The organism is Actinomadura formosensis NBRC 14204 (genome assembly GCF_001552155.1).
Taxonomy (GTDB): domain Bacteria; phylum Actinomycetota; class Actinomycetes; order Streptosporangiales; family Streptosporangiaceae; genus Spirillospora; species Spirillospora formosensis.
This window is the reverse complement of the sequence record NZ_BCQQ01000086.1, coordinates 1-17063: the sequence shown is the minus strand read 5'-3', so window position 1 is coordinate 17063 and position 17063 is coordinate 1. Positions and strand designations below refer to the sequence as shown.

General features: G+C 66.3%; 12 protein-coding genes. All 12 read left to right on the top strand.

Annotation, left to right across the window (positions count from 1 at the left end; translation table 11 throughout):
* Nucleotides 1–219 precede the first annotated feature (219 nt).
* Genes AF1_RS21550 through AF1_RS21495 form a run of 12 tightly spaced genes read left to right on the top strand, consistent with a single transcriptional unit; the run spans nucleotide 220 to nucleotide 16195 of the window.
* Nucleotides 220–402 carry a hypothetical protein gene (locus AF1_RS21550; RefSeq protein ID WP_131732549.1) on the top strand — a complete coding sequence of 61 codons (183 nt, stop codon included), beginning with the start codon at nucleotides 220–222 and terminating at the stop codon, nucleotides 400–402.
* Nucleotides 399–1535 (top strand): serine/threonine-protein kinase, encoded by a 1137-nt coding sequence (locus AF1_RS21545; RefSeq protein ID WP_067802165.1) that lies wholly within the window; start codon nucleotides 399–401, stop codon nucleotides 1533–1535. Before AF1_RS21550 ends, AF1_RS21545 begins: the two co-directional genes overlap by 4 nt.
* Nucleotides 1532–2758, top strand: coding sequence for a hypothetical protein (locus tag AF1_RS21540; RefSeq protein ID WP_067802162.1), 1227 nt, complete (start codon nucleotides 1532–1534; stop codon nucleotides 2756–2758). Before AF1_RS21545 ends, AF1_RS21540 begins: the two co-directional genes overlap by 4 nt.
* Nucleotides 2755–3027 carry a hypothetical protein gene (locus AF1_RS21535; RefSeq protein ID WP_067802160.1) on the top strand — a complete coding sequence of 91 codons (273 nt, stop codon included), beginning with the start codon at nucleotides 2755–2757 and terminating at the stop codon, nucleotides 3025–3027. The genes AF1_RS21540 and AF1_RS21535 overlap by 4 nt, the downstream gene beginning before the upstream one ends.
* The gene (locus AF1_RS21530) at nucleotides 3015–5021 is read left to right on the top strand and encodes an EVE domain-containing protein (protein WP_067802157.1); all 2007 of its coding nucleotides are present in this window, start codon (nucleotides 3015–3017) and stop codon (nucleotides 5019–5021) included. The genes AF1_RS21535 and AF1_RS21530 overlap by 13 nt, the downstream gene beginning before the upstream one ends.
* Nucleotides 5018–6193 carry a hypothetical protein gene (locus AF1_RS21525; RefSeq protein WP_067802154.1) on the top strand — a complete coding sequence of 392 codons (1176 nt, stop codon included), beginning with the start codon at nucleotides 5018–5020 and terminating at the stop codon, nucleotides 6191–6193. The genes AF1_RS21530 and AF1_RS21525 overlap by 4 nt, the downstream gene beginning before the upstream one ends.
* Nucleotides 6190–10266 carry a hypothetical protein gene (locus AF1_RS21520; protein ID WP_131732548.1) on the top strand — a complete coding sequence of 1359 codons (4077 nt, stop codon included), beginning with the start codon at nucleotides 6190–6192 and terminating at the stop codon, nucleotides 10264–10266. Before AF1_RS21525 ends, AF1_RS21520 begins: the two co-directional genes overlap by 4 nt.
* Nucleotides 10263–11171: a hypothetical protein gene (locus AF1_RS21515; protein WP_067802148.1), complete on the top strand. Its 909-nt coding sequence runs from the start codon at nucleotides 10263–10265 to the stop codon at nucleotides 11169–11171. The genes AF1_RS21520 and AF1_RS21515 overlap by 4 nt, the downstream gene beginning before the upstream one ends.
* The gene (locus AF1_RS21510) at nucleotides 11168–12307 is read left to right on the top strand and encodes a hypothetical protein (RefSeq protein WP_131732547.1); all 1140 of its coding nucleotides are present in this window, start codon (nucleotides 11168–11170) and stop codon (nucleotides 12305–12307) included. Before AF1_RS21515 ends, AF1_RS21510 begins: the two co-directional genes overlap by 4 nt.
* Before the next feature lie 2 nt (nucleotides 12308–12309).
* Nucleotides 12310–14004 (top strand): helicase HerA-like domain-containing protein, encoded by a 1695-nt coding sequence (locus AF1_RS21505; RefSeq protein WP_067802141.1) that lies wholly within the window; start codon nucleotides 12310–12312, stop codon nucleotides 14002–14004.
* A complete protein-coding gene (locus tag AF1_RS21500) occupies nucleotides 14001–14612 on the top strand; it encodes a hypothetical protein (protein ID WP_131732546.1) in 612 nt (203 codons plus the stop codon). The genes AF1_RS21505 and AF1_RS21500 overlap by 4 nt, the downstream gene beginning before the upstream one ends.
* 2 nt (nucleotides 14613–14614) lie before the next feature.
* Nucleotides 14615–16195 (top strand): serine/threonine-protein kinase, encoded by a 1581-nt coding sequence (locus AF1_RS21495; protein ID WP_067802133.1) that lies wholly within the window; start codon nucleotides 14615–14617, stop codon nucleotides 16193–16195.
* Nucleotides 16196–17063: the final 868 nt, after the last annotated feature.

Below are 17063 nucleotides of genomic sequence, written 5' to 3'. Positions count from 1 at the left end.
GCACCCGGGCTCTACCCCGGATTCTGCCGCTTCCGTCTACGTCACAGAAGCTGCCCGCCGACGCATGCGAGGGGCACGCGCTGCTGAGCCTTCGTCGGCTGCTCTCGACCTTCCTAGCCGAGCAGGGAGTCGGAGCGCATCTGCGTGCTGCAGGCTGGCTCCTCACAGTTTCGAGGGCCGTCGGCTTCGCGCGTCAAGGCGGAGGGGATCGTCCAGCTGGTGGGCGCTGAACTCGAGTTGGCCGTCAACCTTGTCGCGCCGCAATCTCTCCGCGCACAGGAGAAGCGGTTCGCCTCCATCGCGTCTGCTTCTCCCGAGGTCGTATTGAACGGCGGCGCGGACTTTAAGCCGAAGACTTGGCGAGAAGCGGTGCTGGTTGCGTGGTGGGGGCTCGACGAATGAGCACGACACTTCAGGACGTCCAGCAGCTCATCGCTGCGACCGGGAAGTACAGGCTCGAGGCGGAGAACACCGAGGGCGCGAACGCGTACGCCTTCCGTGCGCATCACGTACCCCTCGACCTGCCGGTGTTCCTGAAGGTCCTCTACCCCGATCCGAGCGGCGACCTCTTCGCGGAGCCGCGCCTGCTCGTGGAGGCGACCAGGACAGAGGGCAACGGAAGTAACCTCGTGCGCGTCCACGACGCGCAGCGCCTTGGCGACGACTTCGTCCTCGTTGCCATGGAGTATGTCGACGGCGGCAGCATCCTCTCGCGGCTGAGCGGCGGGCCGCTCCCGATGATGGAGGCCATCTGCGCGGCGATCGGCATACTCCACGGGCTCGCGCAGCTTCACCAGGCGCTCCTCGTTCATCGGGACATCAAGCCAGCGAACGTGCTGATCTCGCAGCGACACGGGCGCATCTGGCCGAAGATCACCGACTTCGGGTCGGTCGCGCGACTGGATCATGCGAGTGCGAGCGTGACCGCCTCGCGCCACAGCGCGCTTTACGTGCCGGCCGAGGGGTGGGCGACGCCGAGTCGCTACGACGTGCGGTCGGACCTCTACCAGGTTGGCCTGTTGCTCTTCGAGATGGTGCACGGCGCTCTGCCGTACAACGACGACGCCTACCTGGACCGCGATGCGAGGAAGGAGCTTCGCGACCTGGCAAAGGCGTCGGGCGGCGGCGTCGACGATTTCGATAGACAGAAGGTGGTCGACCGTGCACTGACCCGGGCCGCGTCCAACCAGGGCGTGATCTCCTTCGGGCGGATGCAGCCGTACGTGCCCAAGAGCCTGGCGCGCATCATCAACAAGGCGGTCTCGCCGGACCCTGTCGCCCGCTACCAGACGCCGTCCGAGATGATCGGCGATCTCGAGGCGCTCCGATTGCCCGACTGGAGGCTGACTCCCTGCGGTGAGCAGTACGCCGCCAACGGATGGTCGGGCTGGGACTGGAGCATCGGGAAGGATCCGAAGAAGCCGGAGCAGTGGGTCGTCCTGCGTTCCCGTCGGGGGGCGACGAACTTCCGCCGGTGGGCCACGGCAGACAGCGTGCGAGCGGCCTGTCAACTCGTCATGGAGGCTGCGGCATGAGTCTCCCCGCCCGCCCGAACGACGCGGTCGCGCTCTTCGAGCATCTTGCCCAGTGGGGCGAGGTGTCGGCCTACGAGGCCGAGGACCTCGGCGCTGGGCCGTGGGTCTCGGTGTTCGAGAACGCAGGCGCCCTCGAGGCGATTCAGGATGAGCACGGTCGTCCGGTGGCCTGGCACCTGACGCCACTCTTCGTGCACCTCCTCGAGTGCGACGTACAACAGGTCGGGCGTCGTCTGTGCTTCGCGGTCCCCGAGTACCGCGCCTACCTGCTCAGCATCCTCGTCGAGGGACTGGTCGATGCCGGCCGCGCGGGCATGACCGTGGAGCTCGAGGAGTGGACGAAAGGCGACCTCGCGCCGCTGCTGGCCGAGCTCAACGCCTTCCTCGCACCTCTGGAGGGCGGCAAGCGCCTAGTGGATCTCGCGCCCACGGAGCTCGAGGCCCGCTTGGTCGATCTTCCAGAGCGTTCGCGGCCGTTCGCCGGCTGGGACAGCTACGCACTCGGACACTCCGCGCGTCCGAAGGGACTCTTCGAGTTCACGCTGCGGCGCTTCGGCCCCGCGTGCGTGGCGCTGCCCATCGCCGTCGAGACCGCTGCGGTGCTGCGTCCGCTGCCGCTCAATCGAGAGGACGGCTTCGGTCTTGGCAGCGCCTCTATGCCCCGGCCGTGGAACACGCAGCGCTTCGGCGTGCTGAGCGGCGCCCCGATCGTCGATGCCCGTGGCCAGCGCATGTTCGACGAGGACGCGCCGCTCAACGAAGTGCTCCCGGAACATCTCCGTGATGCCGTCGTGGAGCACCCGTTCTACGCCGCGGTGATCCACCTGGGCATCTGTGCCTGGCGCTCGCCAGCGTCGACGATGCCCACCGTGGAACTCTACGTGCCCGCGTCTGGCGGCTTGCACGACGTCTCGGTGCTCGTGGGCTCCCGCGGGGTCGGCCGCGTGGCCGAGCTGCTCGGCGACCTCGTTCGCGCGCAGGGCTACGCACCCTTCGGCCTCGTCGACGGCCGAGTCTCCGACGAGCTCATGGGCAACCTGCTCCGGAACCTCCTCGAGCTTCGAATCCTGCGCCACCAGGACGAGCTGCTGGTGCTCGACGACGACTACCAGTCGTCACTGATGGCGGCGCGCCTGCGCACCGTGTTCCGGCCCGGCAAGGAGCTGCAGAAGCGCATGCTCGAGGAGCTCGCGCTGCGGGCGTCGGAGGGAGGTGCCGCATGAGGCCTCGCAAAGTTGACCTGGCATTCGACTGGATGCGCAGCCAGCCGCGGCGGGCCTTTCACTACCGGGACGAGGTGTGGGCGGCGCTGGCGGAGCTCCATTCGGACGAGTTCGCCGTGAGTGACGATCGCAAGACGCGGTGGTTTTCGCTGCATCGAGACATGACGCAGGACGCCCGTTTCCTTCGAGGTGACAAAGGGATGTTCGAGCTCGTCGAAGGCGCCATCACTGAGGTCACCTCGGAGAGGTCGCTGCCGTGCCCGACGTGAAGGAACCAAGGGTCTGGATCTTCCAGGCCAATCCCAAGTTCTACCGGATCCTCGAGGCCCTCCAGCACCTCGACCGGATGCAGTTCCTGACCAACCGATACAAGGACCGCATCCACGTTGGCGACATCGTCCTGCTCTGGATGTCGGGCAATCACGCGGGCATCTACGCCCAGGCTCGTGTCGTGGAGGGCGTCGCGGATCGGAAGTCCGATGGCGACGATGCAGCATTCTGGGCGGATCCGAGCAGCGGAGCCACGACCAAGCCCCGCGTCGTGCTCGCGATCGAGAAGCGGTTCCTCGGCAACCCGCTCCTCAAGACCACTATCGCGGCCAGGAAGGGGCTGGCCAACCTGATGATCCTCCGGCAGCCGAACGGCACCAACTTCCCCGTCCATGCTGACGCGTGGGAGCTGTTGCGACCGCTCCTGCCTAGCGAGGAGACCCACGAGCCGGCGCGTGAGGTCCTCACATGGGCGATGAAGCGGGCCAGGGCCGGCAAGATCTACGACGAGAGCTGCAACGAGCTGCTCAAGCGCTTCGTCGTCGAGACGTTCGCCGATGGCGAGGAGCACTCCCGGGACGAGATCACAAGCTGGTTCGCAGCGAACTACCCGCTCTTCAAACCGATCACCGTTCAGTGCCAAATCGAGAAGTACACGACTGACTTCCGCAGTCGCGTCCACTACAGCGCGATGCCAGAGCACGACCTCCTCTTCCGCGTCGACGACGACTGGGCGCGCCTTCGCCTCTACCGACCGGGCGACGATCCCCCGCCGATTCACGACAAGCCTGACGCGCCGAAGGGCTCGAAGGCCAAGACATCGACGAAGGCGAAGCAGGTCTCACCCCTCGACCGCAATCGCTGGCTGCTCGCGCATCTCGCCACCTTCGGCGAGCTCACGCCGGGCGATCTGGAAGACCTCGGGCTGCATGAGGCGCACCTGAGGGACTGGTTCGACTCGCTGCTGGCGCGTCGTCCCGAGGCACGCGTGGCCACCCCGCTCTTCCTTCACCTCATCGACGGAGACGCGGGCCCCTCCACGTTCACCACCCGGCTTGCGGCGCGCTTCATGGGCGAGCACCTCCGGCGACACGCCCCGGAGCCAATTCCGGAGCTCGAGGAGCACGTCTGGGCACGGTTTGGACGTTGGCACCTGACACAGCCCCACGGCGGCGATCAGAAGACGCACGCCTACCTGAGCGTGCCCATCCGCGAGCCGCGTGACGTGGCGGCCTCGGAGCGACTCGACCTGTTCGCTCAGCTTCCGCCGAAGGTGATCGGGAACCTGATTCGAGAGCCCGAGTTCCTCTCGGAGCAGCAGTCCTGGAGCGCCGACGCGGCGTCGAAGTCGTCGGAGGGGCCGCTCAGCACGCAGCTCCGTCGAAGCTGGAAGCGCCCGTTGTTCCTCAGCACCGTGGAGCTGCTCTTGGCTGACGACGGCCAGGTGCTGATCGGCGAGATGGAGCGCACTGACGTGGTGGCCCGGAGCTACGTCGTCGCTGGCCTACCGCTCTGTCGCCACGGCGAGTGGGAGCCTGCCGCCACGCTCGGTCGCGAGGCTGCCACAGAGCGACTCCTCCAACACCCCGTCGTGGCGGCGCTCCTTCAGTTCGAGGTTCACCGCCTGTTCGCCGGCCTGGCGGGCGATGTGGCGGCGCTGATCCACGTCGGTGGCGGTGTGGCGCATCTCGAGCTCGACGGCGCCGGGCGGGGCCCTCTGTGGCGCCACGTCCGCTCGATGCTCGAGCAGGTCGGCTACTGGCCGGTGGGGGCCAGCACCCAGGATTCGCTCTGGGCGAGCGCCGTCCACGTGATGCTGAAGAACCTCGAGCTGCTCGATGTGTTCGAGCGCGACGGCGACGTGCTGCGTCTGACCGACGACTACCAATCCAAGATCAAGGCTCATCCGGGACACCTGCAGAACCGGGGCGAAAAGCCCTACCGCGTTCGCCTGTCGCAGTTCCTGGCGGCTCTCCACGGAGGACAGGCATGAACACACCGTTGGTGCGTATCGCGCTCCCCAAGCTGTTTCTATGGAGCGAGGCGGCTCGCATCCAGGAGTACCCGGAGGCGGCGGCCCGTGCCGAGCCAGGCCGCGTCTATTCACGGGCCGATCTCGAGCGCGTGGTCTTCGACATCGCTCCCACGATGGAGTTCAAGGGCGGGGCGCCGCGTGGCAAGGGGACCGACGGCGTCATCAACACGTACGGGATGGAGCGCAGCGGCGCCCGCTACCGCATCAACGGGATCAGCCTCTTCGAGCGGGTCGACAAGGGCCTCCGGGTCACCGCGGAAGGCGTCGCGCTGGGGAAGGCGTTTCGCGAGGCGGACGCTGACGTCGACTGGGCTCGCGCCCTCGCGAAGCAGCTGCTTCGACGTGACCCTCGCACGCGCTTGGTGATCGCGCTTTGCCTTTCGGGCTGGCAGCTGGGAGTCGAGGCGCCGGGCGGTATCCCCACGGGTGCGTTGTCGCTCACGTCGCCCGAGGGCGATGTCCTTGGGATCGCACAGCGCAACTGCGCCGGCTTCAACACGCTGCTGCGCGACAACGCCGAGCTCGCCCTCGGGCCGCGTTGGCGCGCTGACCTTTCGGCTTTGGGTGAAACCGCGGCGGTCGTCTGGGAGGGCGTCCAGGGTGGAATGCCCTCGACGAATGACCTCCCGACCGCGCTCAAGAAGGCCCTGGCCGTGTTCTTCCACATCCGAGCCTTCGATGGTGGTCCCTCGACCTGGAGCCTGGACGCCGGCGGACTCGCCGATGCGCTGGCGGTTGAAGACCTCGTCGAGCTCGGATTCGAGGGAGCTGCGCCTGTGCGGCTCACCGATGACGAGGCGTTCACGCGGGCACTTCGCGATTGTTCGGACGCCGAGGGCTTTCTCATCGTGAGTCAGCTCGGCGAGCGCTTCGGCGAGCTCCTTCAGGTGTCGGACGAGGATCGAGCCGCCATCCTCGACAGCTACATCCGGACAGCGATGTACCACGACCAGCTGCGGGTGCTCGATCGCCACCCAGGACAGCCCCGCATGGGACGAGGGCTGTTCGGCGAGCCCGGTGCACGTCGCGTCCGGATCGAGTTCACGCCCATCCACAAGACCACGAACGTTGAGACCGAGGAGCAGACCCCCGCGGGTTCATCCAGCGAGATGCAGGGAGCAGACCGATGACCATTACCAAGCCGTGGGCTGCCAAGGGGGTGGCGCTCTATCCGCCTTCCTTCTCCATGGTGGGCCAGAACCAGGTGTTCAACGCACTCCACCAGTTCCGCCGGTCCTTCTGGGACGGTGCCGCGAACGACATCGCCGGCTTCTTCATCGCGTTCGGCGACTGGGGTCTGGGCAAGACGCGGCTTGGCTACGAGCTCATCGCGGAAGCGACGGGCCGCGTCGACCATTGGCTGCTCAACAAGAACGAGTACGTCATCCCGCCCTTCCATCAGCCGGACAAGAAGCCGCGTGTGCTCGAGCCGGCGCTGCAGGATGGGGTCCTGCCGCTCTACATCCGCTACAGCACCGTGTGCGACGACGCGCTCGACGCTGCGACGTGGGTGGTTCGCCTGGCGGTCGAAGCCCTGCGGCACACGTTGCACGCCGACCCCGCGGCTGGCGGGCCGCGGGACCTCTACGAGGACCTCAAGGCGGCGATGCAGGCCAAGGGCGTGAACCTGAAGGCGCTCTCGCTCGTCGACGACGACACCCGAGCGTTCGAGGACCGGCTCCGCGATGCGAAGAAGGTCTTGCGTGATGCTGGCCTGAACCACCTCTGGATCATCGTCGACGAGGTCGAGACGCCCGGTGACCTGAAGCGGGGTCTGCGTGAGGACACGCAGACCAAGGTCGACGACGAGTACCTCCTGATGGTCTCGGAGGTCATCAAGCACGAGAACTGGCGAAACCAGCATCCGGACGTGAACTTCCTGCTGCTGTGCAGCGTGGGCATGCGCGACCAGATCCACATCGGTCCTAACCTGCGCCGAGCGAGCTCGGTCACGATCGAGCCGAACCAACTGACCGACGTGCAGAGCTACGTCGACCACATCAAGGGCAGCCTGGTCGACCCGCACGTCGTCGAGTACCCGGTGGGCACGCTCGAGGGCGCGTTCCTTTCGGCCAACCGGAACTTCGGCTGGCTGAACGTGATCATGGCGTCCATCCACGAGACGCACGCCCGGCACATGGAGCGCGGCGACGGCTCGAGTGCGTGGGAGCTCCTGAAGGACTTCGCCAAGACCGATGCCCGGGCCAAGCACATATTCAACGACGACGCCGTCCTGCCCCTGCTCGGCAAGGTGAACGGGGTCCCCAAGCAGGAGGTGGAGCGGCTCGTGTACGGCCAGCTGCCGGCTCCGGTCGGCGGAGCGGCGAAGGCGGCGTTGACCGAGGAGATGGCCGATGCGCTGCTCGCCCACGAGGTCGCCGGCCGGGGGCACGCCTTCGCGGAGCTCTTCCAGGTTCACATCGACGAGCGCGCTCTCGCGAACGAGCTGACCCGCCCCGAGTTCGGCTTCAAGGCGAAGGAAGGGAAGACCGACACGTACTTCACCCCGAACTGCGAGGTGTCCGTCGTCGGACTGCTCGAGGCCTTGCGCGCCTTCTCCGTTGCGGTCGGGGGAGCCCCGGGTGCGGCTGGTGACTTCGTCGTCTACACCGACCTCGAGCAGTGGGGCGAGCAGCTCGCGGCGCTCTACCCGCGCGAGGGCATCGAGTTCGCGGCCGAGTCGCTCCACCGCGTCTTCTCGAAGCCCGAGTACCGGGTCGACGGGACCCGGTTCATCGGGATGTCGTTCCGGCTCTGGCGTGAGTTCAACAAGCTCCTGGTCTCGGCGGCTGAGAGCGTTCGCTTCTTCAAGGACGGCAAGCACGAGGCTCCGCTCGACCAGTATGTTCGCGGCGTCAGCCAGACGCAGGCGAAGCGCGGGACGGCCATCTGCCTCGGCCTCGCGAAGCTCCTCGACGACCACCTCAGGGACGACGACACCAAGCAGGTCTCGGGGCTCAAAGACGTTCCGCACAAGGCGCTCACCTCCGCGTTCGGCTCGCCGTCGCTTGACGGGCTACGGGTCACGCCGGATGGTCGGAGCACGATCGTGTACTGCCTGGATGCGCAGGAGACCCTCGACAAGCTACGCGCCTACATCGGCCTCGAGCGGGTCCACCCGATCCTCGTCCTGTTCCCGGCAGGCGCGGACGTGGCCTCGTTCGAGCAGCAGCTCGATGCGTCGCCGGCCCTTCGCCGCTGCGTCCTGACGCGGCGCCTCGTGTCGCAGGAGGAGGAGTTCCTAATCAAGTACTCGGGCCGGGGCTCCGCCTACAACGCTCACGAGGCACGCCTGAGCAAAGTCGCGAAAGGGCTCGAGGGTTCCTACCGCGACGAGTGGCAAGCGAAGAGCCGAGAGTGGGCGAACGGCCTCCGCAAGACCGGCTACCTCCTCGCGCCCATCTGGAGCCGCAAGACCGGCAACACGGCCGATTTTGCGAAGGGCTACCGCTATATGTTGGCGAAGGACTGCTCGCTCGATGCAGCCGTCGACACGGCCGGTGGACCCCTGAACAACGTGGAGTTCGAAAACTGCCGGCAGGCGGCGAAGAAGAACATCGATGCACCGGCCGCGTGGAAGTACGGCGACCTCCTCGGCGTGCTGACGACCGACGGCAGCCTGCTTCCGAAGGTGCCTCGGTGCTTCTTCGCGCTCCTCCAAGAGCTCAAGACACAGTCGGCGGTGAGCAAGCTGGTCAACAGCTTCTTCTTCGCGGTGCCCGACAGCGAGATGAAGGCGCCGCAGCAGCTCGAGCAGATCCTCGAGGTGCTCATCGGCATCGGGCTCGTCCGCAAGAAGAACGACCTCTACAAGGCCGTCGACCGGACGATGCTCGAGAGTCGCCGCCAGTCGGCGTCGACCTGGCTCGAGGGGGAGTGCAAGGACTCGATCAAGAAGCTCACCGACCTGTTCCCCACCCAAGCCGGGATTCTGCTGAGCAACAACTACCCCATGGCCAAGCAACAGCTGGTCACGGCGGAAGAGCAGATCCAACAGGTGAGCCCGGACCACCTGTCCGCCGACATCGACAGCCTGACCGAGGAATCGCTGAAGACGGTCGTCGCTCAGGTCCTCGACATCGAGGAGCGCATCCTCGGGGTGTGCCCGCTTGAGATCGGCGAGAAGACGCTTGACTTCGACTGCTCACCGGCGCGAATCCTGTCCTACGAGACCCGGTATTCGACGCTCTCGCTGTGGGAGCGCGTCGCCTTCCTGGCGTGGCTGAAGAAGACGTTCCTGGAGACTCGGGACGAGATGATCGAGGAGATCGACCATCTGCTGGGCGAGGCGGGCACGCTCGATGAGGCCGAGGGCCACCCGTTCCCCGTCGCCCCGGTCACGCTGCCGCTCAAGGCCATCAAGTCCGAGTTCGAGAACGCGGTGAAAGGGCCCGCCGCGGCAGGCACGCAGACGCGGATGGCGACGATCCCGGTTGCGTCGTACACGCTGATGATCGACCAGTACCTGGTCAACTCGCAGTACGAGCACGCGTGGAAGCGCATGGACGCGCTGAAGGACCTGATCAGCCAGGAGCGGCCCGGTAGCTTCTTCGCGCAGTTCAAGAAGCTCCATGAGCAGTGGGCGAAGGCGGTCAAGGACTACAAGGCCGCCGCCTCCGCGTGGCAGTCGCTGGGCGACTTCACGGCCGACGCTCCGCAATCGGTGCAGGCCTCGCTCGACCCGCTCAAGCTCGAGGTCCAGAAGTTTCGCGGCCTCGTGGAGGGAGGCCTGAAGCAGCAGGTGCAATCGCTGATCGACGAAGTGGCGGAGACCGAGCTCTTGAAGATCCTGGAGACCGAGGTCGTCGCGACCGCGCAAGGAGTCCAGGGGCTCCCGCAGCAGGTCACCGAGAAGCTCGACGAGCTCAAGACGGGACTCCGGCGGGTGATCCGGCAGAAGGAACTGCGCGCGCTCAACCGGGTCCTGAAGTCGAACGGGAAGCCGGCCAAAGCGGAGCCGACGCCAGCTGCAACCTTCGGGACCACGAAGGCGTGCTACGAGGCGTTCAACGGCCAGGTCTCCCAGGAGGGCGCAGGCTTCTTCGAGGGCGCTGGCATGGACGTCCACTTCGGTCTGTGGGTCGACATCTCCGGCGATCTGGAGGCCGGCTCCTACGACGAAGACCAGCACCCGGACCACGCCGACGCGATTCGCGAGCTCAAGGAGATGAAGCTCATCCGCTCGAAGCTGGAGCTCCGATGAAAGCGCGCATCGTCGAAGCACAGGCTGACCTGTTCGAGGTCGGCGTCCTCTCGCAGACGGCAGAGGTCGAGAGCGTTCCCATGGATCGGCTCCTGGCTGATCCGTCGGGGCCTCCGCTCGTCGTCGTCGGTGGGCTGCTGGATGCCGAGCGTCTCGTCGACATGCGCAAGCTATCGTCCGCGCTCGCGCGAGCGCGGGTCGCCGTCATCGTTGTGCCGCCGTTCACGGATCTGGACCTCGGCCGCTACTTCGAGACGCCGGTCCAGCTGGGAGCCCGACGCCGCGCCGCGGATTCGGCTGCTCGCATCACCGACGGTGCGCTCGAGGAGGTCCTCGGCGGAGGGGTGAAGGTCCGGTCGGACCACTTCTTCGACACGGCGCTCGGCGCAGGCGTGCTCGCTGTGGATGCCCAGAGCAAGCCCGTGCTCCTTCGGTACCAGGCGACCAACACCGCGGGTCCGGTGTTCTTCTCCGCGCTTCAGCTGCTTACCTACACGGCGCTGACCGACGAGGCGCATCGCCAGAGCCTGCTTGGGCATCTCTTGTCGTGGCGTCCGTCGGTCACGGCGGAGGCCAGGGAGGTTGCACAGCAGCCGTGGAGCCCGCCGAAGGCCGAGGCAGTCGGCGAAGGGGTGCTCGTCCCCGTTGCGCTGCTCCTTGCGGCCGGCGGACCGCAGACAGCGGAGCTCCTGCGATCTCGAGCCGGGGCGCTCCTTGGCGTGGACCTGAGCGCGAACGACGTCGGTCGAGCCCTCGAGGAACTCACGCGTCAGGGGCTCGCGGCCTCCGACGCGTCGGCATCGAGCGATCGCGGGGCTCTCGTCCGGTTTCTCGAGCAGCGCGGGATGCACCCGTACCTCCGTGAGCTCGGGGCCCTGCTCGCCTCAGAGGAGACGACCACATGAAGAGCATCGAGCTGGCTCGCGCACTTGCCGCAGCAATGAGCCTGCGGCTTCCCGGCACCGTCGGGAAGATCGCCAACAAGATGCGGTACATAGACTCGAAGGCCCCGCTCTTCGTGCGTGGCGGCATCATCCGCAGCATCGAGTCGCGCCGGTTCGATCGTGTCTACGCCGTCGGAGTTTCCTCCAAGAGCCGGAGCATGCCCGCTCTGGGCGGCATCCTCTATGGAGCCGCGGCGCTCCGCCACGACATCGTCGTGTCTGGCAACCGGGTGACGGAGGGCTTCCAGGACAGCCGCGTCGACATCAACGACATGAACTTCCTGGACGCGTCCGAGCGACTTGTATGGAAGGAGTACATCCTCGTCTACCAGCTCCTGACGGACCTCCTGGATTCGGACACGAAACCGGATGTCATCTTTGTCGACATCCCGCTCCTTGTCCCGCGTGCCGAGCAGAGTCTCAGCCTCGCCGAGCCCGACGTCGAGGAGGAGTGGCGCGAGCTGATCGAGGTGATGGAGGCGTTCTGGCAGCGGTTCCTGCCGTCCATCTACCCGAATGACCCGAACGGTCCGTTCCTCGTCTCGCTTCAGTCGCGCCGCGACCTCAACGCCGCCGTCTTGAACGCGCTCCGTGAGAAAGGACCGGCAGGTTCCCCCGAGGCGATCAGCAGCGAAGCGCTGGACCTCGTGCAAGGCGAGTGGGCGCAGCTTCGGCGGGTCGGTGTTCTCCGCTTCCTCCGTGGTGCCCTGCGCGCAGGGCATCGGACGGCCGCCTACTACTACGAAGCGCTGGGGCGCCAGATGAAGCGCTTCGAGCCTCGGACGGTCGCGAACCATGGGCTCATCGGCTTCCACATCCAGGTCGGCCTCCGAACGCCGATCTGGAAGATCGAGACCGTCGGTGCTCCGGGGCAGTGGGACTCCGCGGCCCTCGACAGGCTGGCCAGCATCACCACCTTCCTGACGCTGAACGACAGCCCGCGGATGAAGCCGCTGCCGCTCTGGTATGCCGAGCAGCTCGTGATGATGCCGCGCGAGATCCTGTCCAACTACCTTCGTTCGACCCTGGGCATGCTCAAGGACCGTGCCGTTGATCGAGCCTGGCTCGAGGGCGTCGACACCATGGATGAGGAGTGAGCATGTTCCGAGACGACGACAACTACATTGGCAAGCTGGTCGGCAACACCGGGGAGCCCAACAAGCTGACGATCGCGCTGCGTACGAGCTTCTCGGCGCGGCGTGGGGAGTTCGTGCGGGTCGCGCACCAGGAGCGCGAGTCGGAATCGCAGCTCGACGTGCTGGGCCGCATCGTGGGGCTCTCGCGGTCGAACATCCTGTTCAGCCCAGCGCTCGGCGAAGGGATCAGTGAAGTCGAGCTGCTGCCGCAGTCGCGGCTCTCGGGCGAGACCGTGTACGCGACGCTCGAGCTGGTGGGCTACAAGGATCCGTTCACCGGCGAGATCCGGATACCCCGACGTCCCCTGACGCCGGGGACGAAGGTCTACGGAGTCGACTACGCGTTCCTCACGAGCTTCTACGAGTTCTCCGAGGACACCAGCATCCATCTCGGCAACCTCGTCGGCTACGAGAAGGGCGAGAACATCGTCCCGGTCTTCCTCGACGCGAACACCTTGGTGACCGAGCACCTCGCCGTGCTTGCGATGACCGGCTCGGGAAAGAGCTACACCGTCGGGCGCATCATCGAGCGGCTGGTCTCGCAGCTCAACGCGTCGGTCGTGGTCTTCGACCCGCACGGCGAGTACGGCAAGGCCTTCCGAGCCGGCAAGCTCAACTTCAACGACCGGCTCGACAAGGTCGAGGATCCTCGGGACCGGCAGAAGCTCGCGGAGATCCAAGATGCCCTCCAGCAGCTGCAGGACCGCGGGGGCGGCATCAAGGTCTACACGCCGCAGCTGCGGAGCTTCGACGAGAAGTACGCGGGGAAGAACATGCGCCTCGCTCTTCAGCTCGACCACTTCGACGTGGACGAGTTCTCCGGTGTGCTCCCTGGACTGACGGAGCCGCAGCAGCGCGTGCTCGACGTCGCGCTCCGCTACTGGAAGGAGAACATCGACGAGCCTCGCGACATCCAGGAGCTCTTCGCGGTCCTCGATGACCTCGACCGCCTGAAGGAGTGGGTGGCGGAGTCCGGCAGCCAGGGCGAGGCCAACGCGCTCCGCGGAGGAAGCGCCAACATCGCCGCCATCCGCCTTCGGCGCATGATCAACGAGGCCCAGAGCTTCTACTCGCGCGCGGCCGGTGAGCCGTTCGACGTCTACGAGATGGTTGGCGACGACAATGCCGAAGCCGGACGGCTCTGCATCATCGACCTCCAAGGGCTCTCGAACACGGCGCGGCAGGTCATCGTCGCGCTCATCTCGAGCGAGCTGATGAAGGCGGCGGCCGACAAGCAGCGCCCGACCCGACCGGTGTTCATTGTCTACGAGGAGGGGCACAACTTCGCGCCCGCCGGCGAGGCTGCGATCTCGAAGAACATCATCAAGCGCATCGCGGCCGAGGGCCGGAAGTTCGGCGTGGGCTTCGCCATCGTCAGCCAGCGCCCGAGCAAGCTCGACTCCGACGTGACGAGTCAGTGCAACACCATCGTCGCGATGCGCATCAAGAACCCGGACGACCAGCGGTTCATCCAGAAGACCTCCGACTACTTCTCTGCAGCGGACCTGGCGGAGCTCCCGACGCTGTCGACCGGTGAGGCGCTGATCTGCGGACGGGCGATCATCGCGCCGCTCGTCGTGAAGGTCGGCACCAAGGCGCTCATCCACGGCGGTGAGTCACCGCGCGTGTGCGAGCGCTGGGGGAGGTCGGGAGGATGATGGGTGACCGCTTGCCATCACCGGCGGACCTGGTGTTTGACGGGCTCACCAACCGCGAACTGATGGTCGAGCACTTCCCGATGCTGCTGTCGGGGATCCCGGACATCGGGCTCACGGTGCATTCGCACTTCCTCACGGTCCTGGCCACTGCGGGGCAGTCGCGGGGCTACTCCGCCGTGGCGGAGTGCCCGATCTGGTGGGCTCGCGACAACGGCCTCGGGGACGTGCGCGCGGACTCCGTGTGGTTCGAGAAGCACTCGGGCGAAGCCTCGCTCGCGTTCGAATTCGAGAGGTTCGAGCGCGGTGACGAGGGGAAGCTGCGGGGCAAGGTCGAGAACCTCGCGATCGCGTCGACTGCGACCCCGAGCTTGAAGCTGTGTGTCCTGATCTACTGGGTGCGCAGCGGCTCGGCTCCACGCAGCATGGACGCCATCATCGCAACTTACCGCGAAGGGTTTAGGCGTCGTGGCAGTGACGTGGCCCCGGCACGGACACCGTTGATGATCATTAAGTGCGTGATGCGCCCAGTTCCCGACTCCGAACGTCTCGTTTTCGGCGAGTTCCTGCGCGACGAGCGCAATGAGCGGCTCGCCCTGGGGAGGGCGTAGTAATGGCGCTGATCGTGTTCCGCGGCAAACCCGGCGAGGAGCTGGGCGATCGGTTTCGCTTGCTAGCCGAGCTCGGCAAAGGGAGCTTCGGCGAGGTGTGGCAGGCGCGGAGACTGAAGGATGGAGCCACGGTCGCGATCAAGATTCCGAAAGACCAGGAGAAGGGCGAGGAGGTGCTTCGCAAGGAGTCAGACATCATCAGGGACATTCATCACCCGAACCTCGTTCGTGTCCACGGCTTCCACAACATCAGCGAGCTCTTCATGATCGAGATGGAGTTCGTTGATGGCTACGACCTGGCAAAGGTCCTCGACAGCGTCAGTACGCGGGCGCCACTCACCTTCGAACAGATGCTGGAGTGGACACTGCAGATCCTCGACGGTCTTGCTGCCGTCCACGCCGCGAACATCTCGCACAACGACCTGAAGCCGCAGAACATCCTCGTCGACAAGGCGTCCGGGGCAGCGAAGATCACCGACTTCGGGTCGAGCCGCCGGCTCGAGGATGTGTGGGTCTGGACCAAGCGCCGCGGCACGGAGGCGTACATGGCCCCTGAGGTGGCGCTCGAGGGGAAGCGCGCCCGGGACGTCAGTGACATCTACTCGATCGGCGTTCTCCTCTACGAGATGGTCACGGGACGGTTGCCCTACTCGAGCCCGCATCAGCTGCTGACCGGCGTGCAGATCGCCAAGCCTCGTGAGGTCAACCGCGATGTGCCTGCCGATCTCGAGGACGTGATCCTTCGCGCGATGGCGCGGCGGCCCGAGAACCGTTTTCCGAACTGTGGGTCGATGCGCGCCGCCGTGCAGGCATGCCTTGACCGGTTGCGCGCCGAGGCGGCGATGGCAGCCATGCCGGCTCGCTCGGAGCCCAGCCAGCTCGGCTTCCGGCCGCCCTCGTCGAGTCCGCTCTACTACCTCGAACTGGCCAAGCAGCGGCTCGCCGAGGGCGACGCTCAAGGTGCTCTGGAGGCGGCGGAGGCCGCTGTCGATCGGAGCGACGGCCATCCTCAGTACCTGCGGATGCTCGGTGGCATCTGTATGCGCCTGGGGTACCACCGCAAAGCGGCCGAAGCGTACGAGCAGCTGCTCGCCGCCTTCGATCGTGGCTACCCGGTCGAGGGTCATCAGCGACGCGAGGTGCTCGAGCGACTCGGTCAGCTGTACACCAACCTCCAGCGATACGGCAACGCGGTGGCGATCTACGAGCGCCTCGTGGACGCCGTCGACCGGCCGTACTCGCGGTTCCGGCTCGCTGTCGCGGCGGGACTTGATGGCGATTACGGGCGCGCGATCCAGTTGCTCGAGACCGTTCGAGCGGAGCGGCCGGATACCGTCGTCGTCTACTCCAAGCTCGGGTGGGCGCATGCCCTCAACGGGAACGATCGCCTCGCCCTCGGCTTCTACAACCAGGCCTTGGCGCTCGACGCCTTCGACCTGTTCAGCCTCTTCGAGCTTGGGAAGTACTACTTCATGGTCGGTGATCGGCGACGCGCCCGGGAGTACTTCGAGCGAGTCATGGACGCGGACAAGCAGGGCTTCTACGGCGACCGCGTCCGCGAGCTCACGAGCCCGACAGCCTGAGCTCCGCCCACAGCGCCCGCTGGTCCTCCCAGACCACGGGTCCGGGACTGGGACTGTTCGATCAAGGGCTCTGGCGCAGAAACGGTGGTGTCCTTCCGTCCTGTGTGGCCAGTTAGTTGCGCGATCATGATGCCCGTGCGAAGTGATCAAGTCGGTCTTTCCTGGCCTGTCTGCCCTGGTCATCGACCAGGTATTCGATCAAGGAACCGTGGTTCGGGTGGTGGCGCGCACGCCGGTAACGGCGGCGAATGACACCGTCAGGTCCCAGAGGCGACCTGCTGCCGCCCGCGCTGCCGAAGTGCTTGCGGCGTAATGGTGAGCGTCCGCTCCGCGCCCTGTGTCGTCCTCCGCAGAAAGGACTAACTGAACATCAGACCGCGCCCGGCGCCGAGGAAGGACCGGACGGTCGTATCGCTGTTGCCCGGCCGCCAGCCGGATAGTGAGGCCCGTAGGAGCCGGCGGGGCGTGACCGGAGGTCGCTGTTTAGGGCCCCAGGCGGGCCCCAGACATGATCCCCGGCGTCCACAAGGACGACTGTTTGCCCTGGTCAGGGGTGGTGGGTCGCGTGGGACTCGAACCCACAACCTACGGATTAAAGCGGGGGCGGGTGCCGTGCGGCGGCATCAGGAGCCGGCGGCCTCGGCCGGGCTGCAGCTCCAACGCCAACGGTCGGGCGGGACGTCGGAGTCCCGGTTTTCCTCGGGCTTCAGGACCTTTGAGGAGGTTCCCTCGAGCCTCTTCACGCAGGTCAAGTGCCGGTGAGAGCAACGCTAATGAGCGCGACAGGTGTTGTGCAAGGAAGCTCGATCAGTCGTATTTAGAGTAGCGGCGACGAGGGGATGGGGCCAAGCTGTGGTTTGTGCGACTT

Coding starts and splice junctions, on each gene's coding strand:
- AF1_RS21545 (WP_067802165.1), top strand. CDS start 399: ATGAGCACGACACTTCAGGACGTCCAGCAGCTCATCGCTGCGACCGGG.
- AF1_RS21540 (WP_067802162.1), top strand. CDS start 1,532: ATGAGTCTCCCCGCCCGCCCGAACGACGCGGTCGCGCTCTTCGAGCAT.
- AF1_RS21535 (WP_067802160.1), top strand. CDS start 2,755: ATGAGGCCTCGCAAAGTTGACCTGGCATTCGACTGGATGCGCAGCCAG.
- AF1_RS21525 (WP_067802154.1), top strand. CDS start 5,018: ATGAACACACCGTTGGTGCGTATCGCGCTCCCCAAGCTGTTTCTATGG.
- AF1_RS21520 (WP_131732548.1), top strand. CDS start 6,190: ATGACCATTACCAAGCCGTGGGCTGCCAAGGGGGTGGCGCTCTATCCG.
- AF1_RS21515 (WP_067802148.1), top strand. CDS start 10,263: ATGAAAGCGCGCATCGTCGAAGCACAGGCTGACCTGTTCGAGGTCGGC.
- AF1_RS21510 (WP_131732547.1), top strand. CDS start 11,168: ATGAAGAGCATCGAGCTGGCTCGCGCACTTGCCGCAGCAATGAGCCTG.
- AF1_RS21505 (WP_067802141.1), top strand. CDS start 12,310: ATGTTCCGAGACGACGACAACTACATTGGCAAGCTGGTCGGCAACACC.
- AF1_RS21500 (WP_131732546.1), top strand. CDS start 14,001: ATGATGGGTGACCGCTTGCCATCACCGGCGGACCTGGTGTTTGACGGG.
- AF1_RS21495 (WP_067802133.1), top strand. CDS start 14,615: ATGGCGCTGATCGTGTTCCGCGGCAAACCCGGCGAGGAGCTGGGCGAT.